The 17084-nt window shown below is 58.8% G+C and carries 14 protein-coding genes; 8 read left to right on the top strand and 6 right to left on the bottom strand.

The genetic code is table 11. The features are described from left to right. Positions 1-11: 11 nt before the first annotated feature. A complete protein-coding gene (locus ACLI1O_RS01350) occupies positions 12-767 on the bottom strand; it encodes a succinate dehydrogenase cytochrome b subunit (protein WP_284771958.1) in 756 nt (251 codons plus the stop codon). Between the two features lie 372 nt (positions 768-1139). Between ACLI1O_RS01350 and ramB the strand changes: the two genes are divergently transcribed. Beyond that, positions 1140-2549 (top strand): acetate metabolism transcriptional regulator RamB, encoded by a 1410-nt coding sequence (ramB, locus tag ACLI1O_RS01345; protein WP_284771959.1) that lies wholly within the window; start codon positions 1140-1142, stop codon positions 2547-2549. Positions 2550-2641: 92 nt separating this feature from the next. Here ramB and lpdA read toward each other — a convergent pair whose 3' ends face one another. After that, positions 2642-4054: a dihydrolipoyl dehydrogenase gene (gene lpdA, locus ACLI1O_RS01340; protein ID WP_239268886.1), complete on the bottom strand. Its 1413-nt coding sequence runs from the start codon at positions 4052-4054 to the stop codon at positions 2642-2644. Between the two features lie 658 nt (positions 4055-4712). On the opposite strand from lpdA, the gene ACLI1O_RS01335 reads away from it, so the two are divergent. The 6 genes from ACLI1O_RS01335 to rfbA all read left to right on the top strand — a co-directional run bounded on the left by ACLI1O_RS01335 (position 4713) and on the right by rfbA (position 12306). Next, the gene (locus tag ACLI1O_RS01335) at positions 4713-5792 is read left to right on the top strand and encodes an alpha/beta hydrolase (RefSeq protein ID WP_239268888.1); all 1080 of its coding nucleotides are present in this window, start codon (positions 4713-4715) and stop codon (positions 5790-5792) included. A gap of 39 nt (positions 5793-5831) precedes the next feature. Continuing rightward, complete coding sequence (locus tag ACLI1O_RS01330) at positions 5832-7157, top strand: M1 family metallopeptidase (RefSeq protein WP_239268889.1); 1326 nt, start codon at positions 5832-5834, stop codon at positions 7155-7157. Positions 7158-7320: 163 nt separating this feature from the next. Next, entirely contained in the window at positions 7321-8877 is a 1557-nt protein-coding gene (locus tag ACLI1O_RS01325) for an HNH endonuclease signature motif containing protein (RefSeq protein ID WP_284849724.1), read from the top strand. Between the two features lie 134 nt (positions 8878-9011). After that, complete coding sequence (gene rfbB / locus ACLI1O_RS01320) at positions 9012-10016, top strand: dTDP-glucose 4,6-dehydratase (RefSeq protein ID WP_239268892.1); 1005 nt, start codon at positions 9012-9014, stop codon at positions 10014-10016. Between the two features lie 2 nt (positions 10017-10018). After that, a complete protein-coding gene (rfbD, locus tag ACLI1O_RS01315) occupies positions 10019-11455 on the top strand; it encodes a dTDP-4-dehydrorhamnose reductase (RefSeq protein WP_239268894.1) in 1437 nt (478 codons plus the stop codon). A gap of 2 nt (positions 11456-11457) precedes the next feature. After that, on the top strand, positions 11458-12306 hold the full coding sequence (gene rfbA, locus ACLI1O_RS01310) for a glucose-1-phosphate thymidylyltransferase RfbA (RefSeq protein WP_239268896.1): 849 nt from the start codon (positions 11458-11460) through the stop codon (positions 12304-12306). Here the strand turns inward: rfbA and ACLI1O_RS01305 are convergent. From ACLI1O_RS01305 to ACLI1O_RS01295, 3 genes are read right to left on the bottom strand one after another with little or no spacing between them, the layout of a single operon-like run. Next, positions 12303-12917, bottom strand: a complete 615-nt coding sequence (locus ACLI1O_RS01305) for an MBL fold metallo-hydrolase (RefSeq protein ID WP_411706904.1) — start codon at positions 12915-12917, stop codon at positions 12303-12305. The two genes, rfbA and ACLI1O_RS01305, sit on opposite strands and share 4 nt — an antisense overlap. Then, positions 12917-14017 (bottom strand): S-(hydroxymethyl)mycothiol dehydrogenase, encoded by a 1101-nt coding sequence (locus ACLI1O_RS01300; protein WP_239268900.1) that lies wholly within the window; start codon positions 14015-14017, stop codon positions 12917-12919. The genes ACLI1O_RS01305 and ACLI1O_RS01300 overlap by 1 nt, the downstream gene beginning before the upstream one ends. Positions 14018-14069: 52 nt before the next feature. Further along, positions 14070-14888: a GDSL-type esterase/lipase family protein gene (locus ACLI1O_RS01295; RefSeq protein WP_239268902.1), complete on the bottom strand. Its 819-nt coding sequence runs from the start codon at positions 14886-14888 to the stop codon at positions 14070-14072. A gap of 152 nt (positions 14889-15040) precedes the next feature. Between ACLI1O_RS01295 and ACLI1O_RS01290 the strand changes: the two genes are divergently transcribed. Continuing rightward, positions 15041-16663: an AMP-binding protein gene (locus ACLI1O_RS01290; RefSeq protein WP_239268904.1), complete on the top strand. Its 1623-nt coding sequence runs from the start codon at positions 15041-15043 to the stop codon at positions 16661-16663. Here the strand turns inward: ACLI1O_RS01290 and ACLI1O_RS01285 are convergent. Then, entirely contained in the window at positions 16647-16988 is a 342-nt protein-coding gene (locus ACLI1O_RS01285; protein ID WP_239268906.1) for a hypothetical protein, read from the bottom strand. The two genes, ACLI1O_RS01290 and ACLI1O_RS01285, sit on opposite strands and share 17 nt — an antisense overlap. Positions 16989-17084 lie beyond the last annotated feature (96 nt).

The following is a 17084-nucleotide window of genomic DNA, read 5'->3' as shown; positions in this document are numbered from 1 at the left end:
TCCTATCTCCTTTAGCTGACCAAGCCCAGGGCAACGGACAAAGGCATAACGATGTTGCCGATGCATACAACGGCCGGGATGATGTACGCCAAGACCAAGAAGGTCTGACGCCATTTTGCACCGGTGATACCCAGGTCAGATGCGGCAAGGCGGATGCCGTGGGTCAGGTGCAGGAAGAGGCAGCACATTGCCAGCACGTAGAAGATAGTGACCGGCCAACGGCTAAAGGTTTCGATCATATTGGCCTTGACAGAACCTTCAACGAAGGCCTCTGGGGCCACCGGCTGTACGCCCAAGGTGAGGTCCAGCAAGTGGAAGATGATGAAGAGCAGCAGCACTACACCGGTTACCAGCATGGACTTGGTGGCGAAGGAATCCAGGCCACCCATCAGGTTGGTGCGCTTGAACTTGCCGCGGGATGCCTTGGAGCGGGAAGCCAAGGTAAAGGCACCGTAGATGTGGGCAAGGATTGCCACGATCAGCACGATGCGGATGACCCACAGGGCAGAGCCGTGCGGCAGCAGCGGTTCACCCATAGAGCGCAAGAACTCGCCGTACTCATCCAGGGCAGGCTCACCGTTGTGTGCCGGCATGTACAGCTTCAGGTTGCCGGCCATGTGGCCGACCACGAAAAGCGCAAAGAGCAAACCGGTAACGGCCATGATGAGCTTCAGTACCCACGATGGCGTTCCGGGATTCTGACGAATTGGTTCATTAGTGATGTGTCCGTGAGCAATTGCCTCACGGTCCGGATTTTTTAAAGTCATGACACCTCCATAGTCATACTCACCTTAACCGGGCTTAACCGCTGGTTACTAGTTATTTTCGAGCGGTTATTTGCTCCCGGTTCGCAGGCACGATGAGGCGGTGAGATCTTTTAGGTAAGGGTATCCTGAGAAGCAGAATGCGAAAACGCTATTACCTTGGGCACCTTCATTTCCGCAATGCAGATGTTTCATATTTGTGGACCAAACTGTGAGCTTCACCACCCCGTGTTACGTGAGTGATTAACCCACCCCTTTATGTGTCAAACTTTCGCATGAAACCCCACAAACCCTGTGTCCAGGTAGCGAAGAGTCTTCACAAAATTTTCGCCATAAAGATGCACAGCCGCGCTTTCTACTAGTAATCTTTGGCGCATGAGTAAGACGTATGTGGGCTCTCGCCTTCGCCAGCTTCGCCGTGAACGCGATCTCAGCCAAGCCTCCCTAGCTGGCACCCTCGGCCTTTCCGCCAGTTACGTCAACCAGATTGAACACGACGTCCGCCCCCTGACCGTGCCGGTGCTGCTGCGCATTACCGAGGTCTTTGGCGTCGACGCCACGTTTTTCTCCCGCGATGATGATTCCCGCCTCCTCGCGGAGATCCAGGACGTCATCCAAGACAAGGAGCTCTGCCCCTCCCCCGTGGAGCTCCAGGAGCTATCGGAACTGGTGTATAACCACCCCACGGTCGCCCGCACGCTTGTCGATGTACACCGCCGCTACCGCAATGTACGCGATAAGCTGTCGCTGGCTACGGATACGAGGAGGACATCGGAAAGCGCCGCTGCCCTATCCATGCCGCACGATGAGGTGCGGGACTTCTTTTACGCCCGGCAGAATTACTTGGACGGGCTGGACCATCACGCAGAGGAGCTTGCCGGTGACCTCGGCGTTTCCGGGTTCGGCATTCGCGATACCGAGCAAGCGCTGGCAAACCGGCTGCGCGAGAAACACAGTGTAGATATCGAGCTGACGGCGCAGATGGATGGCACTCTGCACCGCTTTGACCGCGAGAGCGGGCAGTTCACGCTCGCCTCGCGCCTGAGCGAGGGCCAACGCGCCTTCCGCATGGCCGCCGAGCTCGGCCTGCTCGAGGCCCAGGACCAGATCTCCGTGCTCGTGGCCGATGAGCCCTTTACCTCTGATTCCTCCCGCAGCTTGGCAAAACGCGGCCTGGCCAGCTACTTCGCCGCCGCCACACTCATGCCCTATACCATGATGCACAGCGAGGCCGAGCGCGCCGGCTACGACGTGGAATACCTATGCCAGGTCTTCGGCGTGGGATACGAGACGGTCGCCTCCCGGCTTTCCACCCTGCAGCGCGATAACCTGCGCGGCATTCCGTTTACCTTCGTGCGCGTGGATCGCGCCGGCAATATGTCCAAGCGGCAATCCGCTACCGGCGTACATTTTTCCAATAACGGCGGCACCTGCCCGCTCTGGAATGTCTACGAGACCTTCACCCGTCCAGGTGTCATCTCGCGCCAGCTCGCGCAAATGCCCGATGGCCGCAACTACCTGTGGATTTCCCGCGCCGTGCAGCACCATCAGGGACGCTACGGCGATACCAATAAGCTCTTCGCCATTGGCTTGGGCTGCGAGGCCCGCCACGCCGATCGCACGGTCTATGCGGAGGGCCTCGACCTCACCAATCTCCACGCCGCCACCCCCATCGGGCCAGGGTGTCGCACCTGCGCCCGGGAAAACTGCTCGCAGCGCGCTTTCCCGCCCATCAACGAGGCAATCAATATCGATATCCACCGCTCGGCGGTCGCGCCTTACTAGCTGGGCTTTATCCGCACACAGCGAAACGGCACCGCGGTCCTCCTTTCTGGAGAACGCTGCGGTGCCGTTATGCGGTATAGGGGGACGCTTGTTTAGAGGTTGATCATGTGGCCGCTGATACCTTCGGCGGCTTCCTTCATGGCCTCAGACAAGGTCGGGTGGGTGTGTACGTTGCGGCCGATTTCCTCAGTGGTCAGGTCGAAACGCTGCGCCAAGGTCAACTCAGGCAAGAGCTCCGAAACATTGGAGCCCACCATGTGTCCGCCGATGAGCTCGCCGAACTCGCCGTCAGCAATAAGCTTCACAAAGCCGGCGGTCTCATTCAGGCCGGCTGCCTTACCGTTTGCGGAGAACGGGAAGGTAGCAACCTTGATGTCCTTATCCGGGAACTTCTCCTTGGCTGCCTCTTCGGTGTAACCGAAGGATGCAACCTGCGGGTTGCAGAAGGTAGCGCGCGGCATGTTGTTGTAGTCACCCAAGAATTGGGTTTCTGCATCAGCAATGGTTTCTGCCGCTACAACGCCCTGCGCCTCTGCCACGTGGGCCAGCTGCAGCTTCGCGGTGACGTCACCGATGGCGTAAATGTGGTCAACGTTGGTGCGCATCCGGTCATCGATGTCGATGGCACCGCGCTCAGTCAGCTCAACGCCGGTGTTCTCAAGGCCAAAGCCCTCAACGCGCGGGGCAAAGCCGATGGAGATCATGGCGCGATCCACGGTCAAGGTGTCCTGCTTGGAGCCATCCTTGGATTCCACCTCAACGGTGACATCGTCGCCGTTGTCCTTTACAGAGGTGGTCTTGTAACCGGTCAGGAGCTTAACGCCGAGCTTCTTGTACTGCTTGGCAATCTCCTTGGATACGTCCTTGTCCTCGTTCGGCAGGACGCGGTCCATAAACTCCACGATGGTAACGTCCACACCGTAGTTGGCCAGCACGTAAGCAAACTCCATGCCGATCGCGCCGGCGCCCACGATGACCATGGACTTCGGTGCTTCCTCGTTCAGGATCTGCTCCTCATAGGAGACGATATTGCCGCCGAGCTCAACGCCAGGCAGGGACTTGACCACGGAGCCGGTGGCGATGATGCAGTCATCAAAGGTAACGGTCTTACCTTCGTCATCGCCCTCAGTAATCTCAATGGTCTTATCGTCCTTGAAGGAACCCAGACCGTTGATCTCGGTGATCTTGTTCTTCTTCATCAAGTAGTGAACGCCCTTGACGATGCCCGAAGAAACCTTGCGGGAGCGCTTGTGGGCTACACCGAAATCAAAGGAAACATCGCCGGAGATGCCAAAAGCCTTCGCCTCGTGGTTGAAGGTGTGGGCAACCTCTGCATTCTTCAGCAGCGACTTGGAGGGAATACAGCCTACGTTGAGGCAGACTCCGCCCCAGTACTGCTTTTCAATAACAGCGACTTTCTTTCCAAGCTGAGCTGCACGGATGGCGGCAACGTAGCCGCCAGGGCCCGCACCGAGTACTACTACGTCATAATGTTCGTTAGTCACGCCCTACAGGATACGTAACTTTGTCCTGAATGTCGCGTAATTGGTCACACTTGGGGGCACCCCACCCCAAGCCGCGGTGAGGATAGGGAAAGGGCCCTGCAAGGGGGCATCGGCAAGCAGCAGATACACCTCCGCAGGGCCCTTAAGCAATCTTGGACTTAAATCACGCCCAAGGATGCTAGCAGCTTGGAATATGCATCCATTGCAGAGTGGATGAATGGCCCAATGAATTCATTGAAGGACACGAGGGCGGAGTCAAAAAGGTTCATTGAAGTTCTTTCTCTTGATGGGGCGCGAGTAGACAATCTCGCTGCTTAGCTTTTCACACTAAAAGCACTAACGCAGCCGTTACTGATGTTATTACAGGTGTGTTATTACAGGTGCCAACCGCGTCACGCCGTGCTTCATTGGGAAATTATGACATAGAAACCTCAGTTGTCCCAGCGTTACTTATTATTGATAGCAGAAAAGGCAATGAAGGTATGCCTACCCCCACTATTCCCCCACATCAGTGAAAGTCTTTACCGCCAGGCGTTTATTGGGCACTATTAATGGTTAGGTCTACATGTAGGAATACTAAATATACTTCCCTCAACATGCCGATTTTTCGCGGCCGAAGTATAGTTATCGAGTCCACTCCCTACAGGAAAGAAGCACCATGAAGCGTCTCAATTCTGTCCTCGCGGCAGCTGCGGTTTGCACGGGCTTGGCTTATGCCCCCGTGGCAGGCGCGGCCGAGCTGACCCCGCAGCAGGTGGCGGGCGATGCCGCACAGTCCACGATTTCCCCGCTGGAGCCTACCCCGGAAATCGAGGGTAAGTCCTGGTACAAGAAGTACAAGGACGATGCGCGCGTTGAAAAGCTCGAGGCAACCTCACCGGCAATGAATGACCGGAAGATTCCGCTAGCCGTCATCCGCGCCAAGAGCGAAAACCGCCCAACCATTTACCTGCTCAATGGCGCAGGCGGGGCAGAACAAGACATGGATTGGCTGAAGCTTTCTGATGCCGTTGATTTCTACCACTCGAAGGACGTCAACGTCGTCGTCCCGCAGGCCGGCGCTTTCTCCTACTACACCGACTGGATCTCTGAGCCGAATTCGGGCTTCCTCAAGGGACCACAAAAGTGGGAGACCTTCTTGACCAAGGAGCTGCCGGGGGCCATCGAGAAGCACATCAATGCCGATAACCACCGCGCCATCGCGGGCATGTCCATGTCCGCCACCTCTTCCTTGCTGCTAGCTCAGCACAACCAGGGCTTCTACGATGCAGTGGGCTCATACGCCGGTTGTGCCGCTACCGCTTACCCGCTGGAGCGCCAGGCCGTAGAGCTGACCGTCAACCGCGGCGGCGGCAGCGTGGACCAGATGTGGGGCCCGTACGGCTCTGAGACCAACCGTTACAACGACGCCATGATGAACGCCGATAAGCTGCACGGTACCGAGCTATACATTTCTTCCGGTTCCGGCCTGGCAAGTGAAGAGGACACTTATAGCTACCTGCGCTCTATGGGTCTGGACCAAGAAGATGCCATCCGTGGGTCTTCTACCCTGCAGGTTGAGGGCGGCGGCATCGAAGCTGGGGTGAACTACTGCACCCACAACTTCAAGGCCAAGCTTGACCAGGCCGGAGTGCCAGCCACCTACAACTTCCGCAATACCGGAACCCACTCGTGGCCGCACTGGAAAGAGGATCTGAAGGATTCTTGGCCAGTATTCGAGCGGGCATTCAATAGCTAAATTTCGGCTGCGCGTGACGGGCGGTAGGATCGCAATATTATGACATTGCTTCCTACCGCCTTTTCGCGTGCGCATACTGATCCCTATACCGGCGTGGACTTCAACCTTGGTTTTGAAATCACCCACTACACGCTGGACTTGAACTACCGCGTGGAGCCTAACCTGCTGCAGGGTGAGGCCATTTTAAGCGTGCGCGCGGTGGAAGAGCTGACCTCCTTAACTTTGGACCTCGGCGGGGCGATGGTGGCCCGGCGCGTGACCGCCAAGCATGCCCCGCGGGTGGCTAAGTTCCGCCAATCTTCCGGGAAGCTGCGTCTGCGTTTTGCGTCCGAGATCTCTGCCGGTACCGAGTTTGAGCTGCACATTCGCTACGGCGGCAGCCCGCGCCCCATCCGCACCACCTGGGGCGAAATTGGGTGGGAGGAAACCGAATCCGGCTCATTGGTGGCCAGCCAGCCCAATGGCGCGCCCAGCTGGTTCCCGTGCGATGACACGCCTTCAGAAAAGGCTCCGTATGACATCATCATCACCGCCGATAGCCCCTTTACCGTCATTTCCAATGGCGAGTTGGTCTCCCGCAAGGCCGGCGGTTCCACCACCCGGTGGCACTACCGCACTCGCCACCCCATGGCCACGTACCTGGCAACGGTGCAGGTAGGAGAGTTTTCTTCTTATTCGCTGGGGCCTGATACCCAGGCGTGGGCCTCGGCGTTCTTGCGCGAGCGCGTGCGGGAGGAATTTTCCCAGCAGCAGGAGATGGTGGATTTCTTCTCCTCTATTTACGGGCCTTATCCCTTCCCCACCTATCAGGTCGTCATTACCGAGGATGAGCTGGAGATTCCCCTCGAGGCCCAAGGCCTGTCCATCTTTGGTTCCAACCATGTGAAGGGTGATCACGCCTTTGAGCGGCTCATCGCACACGAGCTGTCCCACCAATGGTTTGGCAATTCCGTTGGCCTTTCTGAGTGGAAGGATATTTGGCTCAATGAGGGTTTTGCCTGCTACAGCGAGTGGTTGTGGGGTGAGCACAAGGGCGGCGCATCCGCGCGCGAGGCGGCGCGCTCGCATTATCAGGTCCTGTCCCGCAAGCGCCAAGACATCAAGGTTTCTGATCCGGGCGCGCGCGATATGTTCGATGATCGCGTGTACAAGCGCGGGGCCCTCGCGGTACACGCCATTCACCGGCTGCTTGGCGATGCCTTCTTCCCCACCCTCTCCTTTTACCTCACCCAGCATCAGCACTCCGTGGTCGAGCCCTCCGATCTCCTCTCCGCCTTCCGTGAGGCTGCGCCGGACGCCGCTCTTTTCGATGCCACCGTTGCCGCATGGCTCGATGAAACAGCGTTGCCCAAGTTTCCGGATTAGTGGTTTTGGGCGCTGTTTGGTGGGGGGTTGCTTGCGTTTGGTTGCGGCTGGGCCCGTTTAAGTGGGGAATGTACAGTCTATTGACCAATTCCTTTCTTGCTGTTGCGCTGGCGTTTTATTGGATTACAATAGAACATGAAAGCGAAACAGGAAGGAGGGAACCATGGAAACTGCCAAGCACACGGAAATCAATACAGCCATTTCAGATGTGGCTGCGGGACTTACGCGCCTGCGCAACCTTATGCAGAATCCGGACGATCTCTCCTTCGAGTTGCTCCACCCCAACTTCGAACATTTAGAGCGGGCGTTGGGCAATAAATCCACCATCGATGCCGCCTTTGCCTTCATTGCAGAGCGCGATGATGCCGGCAGGCGGGTCGGCTCCTCTAAGGCCAAGGATTACTTAGTCGCCCGCCTTGGCCTCACGGAATCTGAGGCCGCCGCCCGCCTGCGCAATGGCAAGAACCTCTTTGCTCCCATCGAGGATCCTGAACCTACTCCCCCGCCAGAGGATGACGAGGCAGACGCGGCGGCGCAAAAGAAAGCCGAGGAGGAAGCGCGCCGCCGCGCCGATCGTGAGCGCCGCGCGGAAGAACAGCGCCGCAAGAAGCTCTTCGAGGAAGACCCTATCCCAGAGCGCGTCCTCAACCTCATCGAACGGGAACTGCGCAACCTCAATAAGTTCGCGGTTCCTGGGCCATGGGAGCTGCGCAATAAGGCCCTGGAAGAGGCCAAGCGCCGCTCCTATGAATCCCTGCGGGATTGGCTGCGTCAGGCCATCCGCAAGGCGAATAAGCATGCCGTGGATCCCTCCGGGAAGCGCGATCCGCACGCGGCCACCCGCAAGCGCCGCTTCAGCATTTCTCACCAAGATGCGGACGGTGGCGTGCACATCTCCGGCTACCTCGATGCCTCTGCCGCCGCGGTCCTGGCCAGTGCCTTCGCCCCTGCCAAGAATAAGGGCAGCGAGAGCCTGAGCCCCGAAGACGATACGCGTACCTATGCCCAGCGCATGGCGGATCAGTTGACCGCGGCACTAGGCAGCTACTTATCCGCAGGCCAAAAGAAATCGGACGGCCTCGGATCCTTCTTCGTGGCCACTACCCTTGAAGAGCTACAAGCGATGAACAGCGATACTCGCTTCACCACGAGCGTGGGAATCGACCTATCCCCGCTCGATCTTCTCCGCTTGGGCGCTGCGCGGAACGACTTTTTCTGCGCCGTCGATGACAAAGGCTTCCCGCTCGAGCTCGGCCGCACCAAGCGCACCGCGTCGCTGTGGCAAAAGCTGGCGCTCGCCGCCAGTGAAATCGTGTGCACCCACCCAGACTGCAACCGGCCGTGGCAAGACTGCGATGTCCACCACCTGCAGGCGTGGTCCCACGGGGGAGCTACAGACCTCCAGAACCTCACTCTGCTCTGCCGCCGGCACCACGTGGACAATAACGATAACCGCGATGGCCGCAATGGCATGGGGCATGCGGAAAGAGACCCAGAAACGGGCCGGGTGGGTTACCGCTCAGCGCATACCGGAGGGCTTTCTCCTTCGGTGGAGCTCAATAACTCCCCCGCTGCAGAGCAAGCCCCGGCGCGCAAGCTCGCTAACCCGCCTGCTCAGCCTCATGAACCGGTGGATTCACCACCCAGTTCCCCGGCCTATTCGCCACACACTTCCGGGACGGATTCACCACCTAGTCCACCACCTCCCGGCGCAGCGTGAGCATGCCCTACTATCCACCCGCTACCGTGCCTTCAGGCCGTACGATCATGTCGTGCGGCCTAGAAGTGCGTGTACAAGCGTTTTGGGGCTGGCCACGCGCAGCGCTTGTACGGACTGCCCTACACTGGAGACTCATGCACACCATGCTCGTTACTGGCGGCGCCGGCTTCATCGGCGCCAATTTCGTGCGCCTCATGACCAAGGTGCGCCCAGATACCCGCATCACCGTCCTGGATAAGCTGACCTATGCCGGCAACCGGGATAACCTTGCGGGGCTCGATGTGGAATTAGTGGAGGGCGATATCGCGGATCCTACGGTGGTGAATCCGCTCGTCGCCAAGGCGGATATCGTCGTGCACTTCGCAGCCGAGTCCCATAATGATAATTCCCTGCGGGATCCCTCCCCGTTTATCCACACCAATGTGGTGGGTACCTATACCCTTCTAGAGGCCTGCCGGACATACGATGTCCGCTTTCACCACGTTTCCACCGATGAAGTCTTCGGGGACTTAGAAATTGGGGCGGATACCAAGTTCACGGAAGATACCGCATACGCGCCCTCCAGCCCCTATTCGGCCACCAAGGCGAGCTCCGATCACCTCGTGCGGGCATGGGTCCGATCCTTTGGCCTGCGCGCCACCCTTTCTAATTGCTCAAATAATTACGGGCCTTACCAACACATCGAAAAGTTCATCCCGCGCCAAATCACCAATATCCTCTCCGGGCATACCCCCAAGCTCTACGGCACGGGCGAGCAGGTTCGAGACTGGATCCACGTCGATGATCACAACGCGGCGGTGCTAAAAATCATCGAGGAAGGGCGGATCGGTGAAACGTATAATATCGGCGCTGACCAGCCGGACATCGATAATAAGCGCATCATCGAGATAATCTGCGAAATCATGGGACATACCCAGGGAGGTCGAGCCCTGTACGAGCACGTGGCGGACCGGCCCGGCCACGACCAGCGCTATGCCATGGACGCCTCCAAGCTACGCCGCGAATTAGAGTGGCAGCCCCGCTATACCGATATCCGGGCGGGTCTGGAAGATACCATCGCCTGGTATCGCGATAACGAAACGTGGTGGCGCTCCCAAAAGGATTCTGTAGAAGCCCGCTATAAAGAGCAAGGACAGTAATTATGCAGGTACACAACACCGCCATTGAAGGCCTACGCATCATCGAGCTGGACGTGCACGGGGATAACCGTGGCTGGTTCAAGGAAAACTGGCAGCGCGAAAAGCTTGGCGAGGCCGCGCCAGAGTTGGCTTCGTTCCAGCCGGTGCAAAACAATATTTCTTTTAACCGCACTGGTGCCACGCGCGGGCTGCACGCCGAGCCCTGGGACAAGCTCGTCTCCGTCGCGCACGGCAAGATCTTTGGCGCCTGGTGCGATCTCCGCGAAGGATCGGAAACCTTTGGGGAAATCGTCACCCATGAAGTGGGTCCGGAGACCGCCATATTTGTACCGCGCGGGGTTGCCAATGGCTTTCAAGCGCTCGAGGAAACTTCCTACTCCTACCTGGTCAACGAGCACTGGTCCCCCGAGGCGCGCTATACCGGAATCAACCTCGGCGCCGTGGAGTGGCCCCTCGAACCGCGTGAGGTATCAGAAAAGGATAAGCACCTGCCTGCGCTTGCCGACGTAGCCCCCATGCCTCCCCGCAAAATCCTCGTTACCGGTGCGAATGGCCAGCTCGGTAGGGCGCTGAAGCGGGTTCTTAAGAATGCCGAGTTCTGCACCCATGCGGAGTTCGACATCACCAATCCCCCGCAGCGCCAGTGGAAGCAATACGAGGCCATCATCAACTGCGCCGCCTACAACGACGTCAATGGCGCTGAGGACGATCGCGCCGCCGCCTGGGCCGTGAACGCCGACGCGCCGGCCAAGCTCGCCCGCATCGCTGCCGAAAACCAGCTGACCTTCGTGCACGTATCCAGCGACTACATTTTCGATGGTTCTAAGGAGCTGCATACCGAAGACGAGATTCCCTCGCCCCTTTCCGCCTACGGGGCGTCGAAGGCCGCGGGCGAAACCGCCGCGCAGACCGCACCGCAGCATTATGTCGTGCGCACCTCGTGGGTATTTGGCGATGGCCCAAACTTCATCGCCACCATGCGCCGCTTCGCCGAAGCCGATAAAGAGCCGAAGGTCATTCATGACCAGCGCGGGCGACCCACCTTTGCCGAGGATCTGGCGAAGGGCATCGCGCATCTCCTGCACACCCAGCCCGAGTACGGAATCTATAATATTTCCAATTCTGGCGATACCGTCGGGCGCGATGAAATGGCGATGTCCGTATTCATCGGCTTGGGCCATGACCCATCAGAGGTCACGCCGGTAAGCACCGAACAGTATCGGGAAATCGCTGGCCCCGAAGCACCACGGCCCAAAGAATCAACGCTTGCCCTAGACAAAATCGAGGCCACGGGCTTTTCCCCGCAGAATTGGCGGGCCGCACTCGCCTTGTACCTCGCGCTGTACCCTAGTGAGCCCAGCGATACTGGCAATACCAGCGAGCCCAGCGCCGCAGAAACCGCCAAAACCGCTGAGACCGCAGAGGCCAGCGAGGAGTAGCGATGAAAGGAATAATCCTTGCCGGTGGATCCGGAACGCGGCTTTATCCCATCACTAAGGGCATCTCTAAGCAGCTCATGCCCATTTATGACAAGCCGATGATCTACTACCCGTTGACCACGCTCATCCAAGCGGGCATTCGGGAGATCCTCATCATCACCACCCCAGAGGACGCTGGGGCCTTTCAGAGGCTCTTCGGGGATGGATCCCAACTCGGGTTGATGATCGATTACGCCGTCCAGCCCCGCCCAGAAGGGTTGGCGCAGGCCTTTTTGATTGGGGAGGATTTCATTGGTGATGACGGCGTTGCGCTGGTCCTCGGCGATAATATCTTCCACGGCTTCGGCGGGGAGCTAAGCCAGTGCCGCAATCCAGAGGGCGGCATCATCTTCGCCTATGAGGTATCGGATCCGCAGCGCTACGGAGTCGTGGAATTCGACCGAGCTGGTCAAGCACTGAGCATCGAAGAAAAGCCGGAGGAACCGCGGTCTAATCACGCCGTCGTCGGGCTGTATTTCTACGATAATTCGGTTATCGATATCGCTAAGTCCATCACGCCTAGCGATCGCGGGGAGCTCGAGATCACCTCCATTAACGAGGCCTACCTGCGCCGCGGCGCGCTGAGCGTGCAGCGCCTCCACCGCGGCAGCGTGTGGTTGGATACCGGCACCGTCGATTCCATGAGCGAGGCCGCCGCCTACGTAGAGGTGATGCAAAAAAGGACGGGCATCGTCATCGGTTCCCCCGAAGTGGCAGCCTATGAAGCCGGATTCATCTCGCAGGCGGAGCTGGAAGCGCTAGCCCAGCCCCTCCTCAAATCCGGCTACGGGGAGTACTTGCGCGATTATTAGTAGCCGCGCTCGATGTACTCGTCGATACGCGCCGCTTCCGCGCCCACCGTCGTGGCATCGCCGTGTCCCGGCAAGACCTTCGTGTCATCCGGCAGGTTGAATACGACGTTGCGCAGGGATTCGATGATGACATCGAAGTCCGAGTACTTGCGCCCCGTCGCGCCAGGGCCGCCGTTGAACAGGGTATCGCCAGACAGCAGGGTGCCATCGACGTAGAGGACAACGCAGCCCGGCGAGTGGCCCGGTGTGTGGTAGACAGTGATCTTCTCACCGTTGATGCCGAACTGGCCGTTATCGGCTAGGTCGATGTAGTGGGCATCGCCATTCGCCTCTCGCCAGAGCATGTCATCGTCCGGATGCATGTAGACATCCGTGTCGAAGCGCTTCGCCGCCTCCGGCGCGAGCTCGCAGTGATCGTTGTGGCCGTGGGTCAAGATGATGCCCTCAACCTTGCGATCGCCCACCAGCTCTGCCACGGCATCGAGGTCGTGGGAAGGGTCGACGATGTAGACGCTGGAGGCATCGCCAAGCACGTAGACGTTATTGTCCACGTCCCATTCGCCGCCATCCAAGCGGAACTTGCCAGAAGTTACTGTGCTTTCAATCTGCATTAAAATTCCACCACCGAACGTAGTACCTTGCCGTCCTTCATAGTTTGGAAGGAAGACTCGACATCGTCAAGCGCGATGCGCTCAGAAACGAACTTATCCAGCGGGAAGTTGCCGGCCTTGTGCAGGGCAACGTATGCGGGGAAGTCGCGCTCCGGCAAGCAGTCGCCGTACCAAGCCGGCTTGATGGAACCGCCGCGGCCGTAGAGATCGATGGCCGGGATGTCCACGTGATCGGTCAGGTTAGGCACGCCCACCATCACCATGCGGCCGGCATGATCGCGGGAGTAGAAGGCCTGGCGCCACGTCGGCTGGATGCCCACCGCGTCGATGGAAACATCCGTGCCGAAGCCGCCGGTGAGATCGCGCACCGCATCGATGACCTCCTGCTCCGACATGCCCTTCGAGCAAATGGTGTCGGTGGCGCCGAACTCGCGCGCGGTCTCCAGCTTGGACTCGTCGATGTCTACGGCGATGATCTTCGCCGCGCCCGCCAGCTTCGCACCGGCAATCGCTGCCACGCCAACGCCGCCGCAGCCGAAGATGGCCACGGACTCGCCCAGCTGGATATCGCCGGTATTAACGGAAGCACCGAGGCCAGCCATGATGCCGCAGCCCAGCAGGCCAGCAGCGGCAGGATCCATCTCATCAACCTTGGTGCACTGGCCCTCGTGGACCAGGGTCTTCTCCGCGAAGGAACCGATGCCCAGCGCAGGCGTGAGCTCGGTGCCGGCGTCCGGATCATCGTCTGCGAGTGTCATGCGAGCGGACGCGTTGTGGGTATTGAAGCAGTACTTGGGCTCACCCTTCTTGCAAGCGCGGCACTCGCCGCACACCGCGCGCCAGTTCAGGACGACGAAATCGCCCTCCTCCACGTGGGTGACCGCAGAACCTACGGTCTCCACCACGCCTGCCGCCTCGTGGCCCAGCAGGAAGGGGAAGGCATCCTCGATGTCACCATCGCGGTAGGCCAAGTCGGTGTGGCATACACCGCAAGCCTGCACCCGCACGATGACGTCATTGGGGCCGGGATCGGGAACGACGATATTTACGGTCTCAACTTCCGCACCCTTAGAGCGGGCAATAACAGCTTTTACAGTCATGTCCACAACCATACCTACATTTTCAATATGTCCGCGGTAATGAAAATGGTTGCTAGGAAGCCGCAATCACATTGGCCGCATGCTCGTGGCCACGCTGGTTCATATGGATGGGCAGGTTACCCGCACCCGCCGTAAAGTCCACCAGACCTGCCCACATGCGGTCATTCGCATTGGCACACATGCCGTTATTACGGGTCGATGGCTTCATATCCAGGAACTGCACGCCCGTGCGTGCCGCCAGATCAACCTGCATCCACTGCGCCTTATTCTCGTAGTCTTGAACCATGGGCAGGAAGGTCGAATCCAGCGGCGTCGGGCCAACGTGAACGAGGCAGTAGTGCGGACCCGATCCGATGGTGGGGTAGCCCACGATCTGGATGCGGGCATTCGGCGCGGCGTGCTTAATCCGCTCAACCTGCGGGGCGGTGCGATCCGTAAATTCCCGGCGGATCTGATCCATGTTCAGATCGCGGTGGTTATAGGTGTCGTTGAAGCCGGTAGTAATCAACACGCGCGCCGTATCTGGGGTCAGCGCGCCAGATCCGATGGCGGCATCAACCTGCTGCCAGATCTGCGGGCCATTGGACATCGACACCGCACCAGAGCAGGAGAAATCGCGCACCGGCAGGCCCATCTTGGCGCCAGCCCGCTTCGCATAGTTGAAGGAGGTGGGGCAGTTTTCCCCGATGACCCGCGTTGGATTGAAGCGGTCCTTCAAGTATTCTCCGCCGTTCGGATCCGCCATGACCGAGTCACCGAAGGAAACGAGATTGCGCTCCGCCGCGCTAGCCTGCGGCGCCGCTACCGCCACGCCCACCACCGCGATCGCGGAAGCGACGACCGAAAATGCCTTGAGTTTTAGGGATTTCATTGAGGGACCTTTTCTTCAAACCTTGTAACTTAAGTGTAGATTAGTCACTCCAGTAACATTTTTCGAGTTAGAAGCAACATCATCTTTCCTTCTAACGATATCGATCGTAGTTATATTTTTGTTATCTTCGCCTTTTCGGAGTTATCTCTTTCATGAAATTGTCTGATGTTTCCTTCCACGCGTCCGCGCTCAGCCAGTTCTTCCCTGCCCTCTTCAAATCGGGGCTGATTACCCGGCAAGGCGGGCTGAGCGGGCAGATCAAGCTCCTGCCCAACCTCGCGCGCTACCGCTTCACCACGGCGCGCGAAATCGAGCAGGCCTATTTAACCTGCCCCGATCGCCTCGCGCTTATCGATGACGACGGCACCCTCACCTACCGCCAGTTGCGATCCCACGCGCAGAATTTCGCCCGCTACCTAGAGTCCCTGGAACTGCCGGAAATCCGGCTCGGCGTCATGGCCCGCAACGGCCGAGGCATCATCATTCCCTTGGGCGCCAAGGGCTACGCCGGTGCCGGGATCTACCTGCTCAATGTCGGTTCTTCCCCAGAGCAGCTCGCCGGCTGCATCGAAGAAAATGGCATTAACGTCCTCGTCATCGATGATGAATTCATCGACCGCGTCAATCCCAACCTCGATATCCCGGTCATCATCGCCCACGATACGGGGGCAAGCGATCTACCCACGCTCGATAAGATCGTGAAGAACCCCCTGGATATCGAGCTGCCCGCCTTTCCCAAGCACGGCCCCATCGTGCTGATGTCCTCCGGCACGACCGGCATCCCCAAGGGCATCGTCCGCCCCGAGCCGACCTTGCCGGTTGTCCTCGCCTCCATCGTGGGCAATATCCCGTGGCGCGCCGATCAGCGCGTGCAGATGACGGCATCCATCTTCCACACTTGGGGCTGGGCTTGCATCAATATTGCCTTGGGGCTGCGCAATACCATCGTCACCCGCCGCGTTTTTGAACCGGAGCAGGTGCTTGATGATGTCCAACGCTACCGCCTCGACGGCATGCTCTCCTCCCCCATCTTTTTCAAGCGCTTGGTGGATCACGATCCCGAGGGCGCTTTCGATACCTCTAGCCTGAACTTCATCGCCTCCGCCGGCAATGCCCTTACCCCGCAGGTGGTCAAGGACACCAACGCGCGCTTCGGCCCCATCCTGTGCAACGTTTATGGTTCCACGGAGCTTGCTCTTGCCTCAACGGCCACGATGGAACAGGTCGCAGAAAACCCTGATGCGGTGGGCAAGGTAGCCAATGGCACCAAGCTTCGCATCCTCGATGAGGAGGGCTACCCCGTTCCCCGCGGCGAGGTGGGCGAAATCTACCTCACCAATTCCACCGCCATGACCGGCTATACCAACCCCAAGCTCAAGCTCAATCGGGTCGATGGATTGTTGTCGATCGGTGATCTGGGGTACATCGACAAGCAGGGCTTCCTCCACGTCGTGGGCCGGGCCGATGACATGATCATCGTGGGTGGCGAGAATGTCCACCCCCAGTCCGTGACCGAGGTGCTCGAGGCCATGCCCGGCATCGATGAGGTGCACGCGGGTGGCGTGGAGGATAGCGAGACCTTCAGCCGCATCGCCGTCTGGGCGGTGCCTACTGCCGATGCCGCCGGCCGCGATCTGACTGCCGATGCCATCCGCGCCTGGGTGCACGATAAGCTCGCCGAGCACTCCGTGCCCCGCGACGTACACTTCCTATCCAAGCTACCGCGCAATGCCACCGGCAAGGTGGTTCCGCGCCTACTTAAGCACGGCGACTAAATTTTTCAATGCCCCACCACATCGGTGGGGTAAAGAGCACGGCAATAAGCCAATAAATCAACCAGAAGCTGCCGTTTAGCCCTACCACCGCGATGCTAACTATAAGGATCGCAGCCGTCACCGCACTGGCATATACGGATTTTCTTAAATTATTATCGGACTGATTCCCAGACTCGGTTTTCGACCTCCCACTGAGTTTCCGATCAACTGCGCGAATGATGTCACCGCCAAAGACCAGCGAAAATGCGATATAAAAAGCTGCGAAACCGTGCATGAATCCCGCTTCGCCGTCAGTATGCAGAGTGAAAAATGAGAAAATTAACAAGACTATGTCAATAATTGGCGTAGCGATAAAGAATGCCAGTCCAATTCTTGGGGCCTTGACGATGTATCGGAGAACACCGCCCAGAATAAGGCACGC

The organism is Corynebacterium sp. LaCa78 (assembly GCF_046717505.1).
In the GTDB taxonomy this organism is placed as follows: Bacteria; Actinomycetota; Actinomycetes; order Mycobacteriales; family Mycobacteriaceae; genus Corynebacterium.
This window is presented reverse-complemented; position numbering and strand designations above follow the sequence as displayed.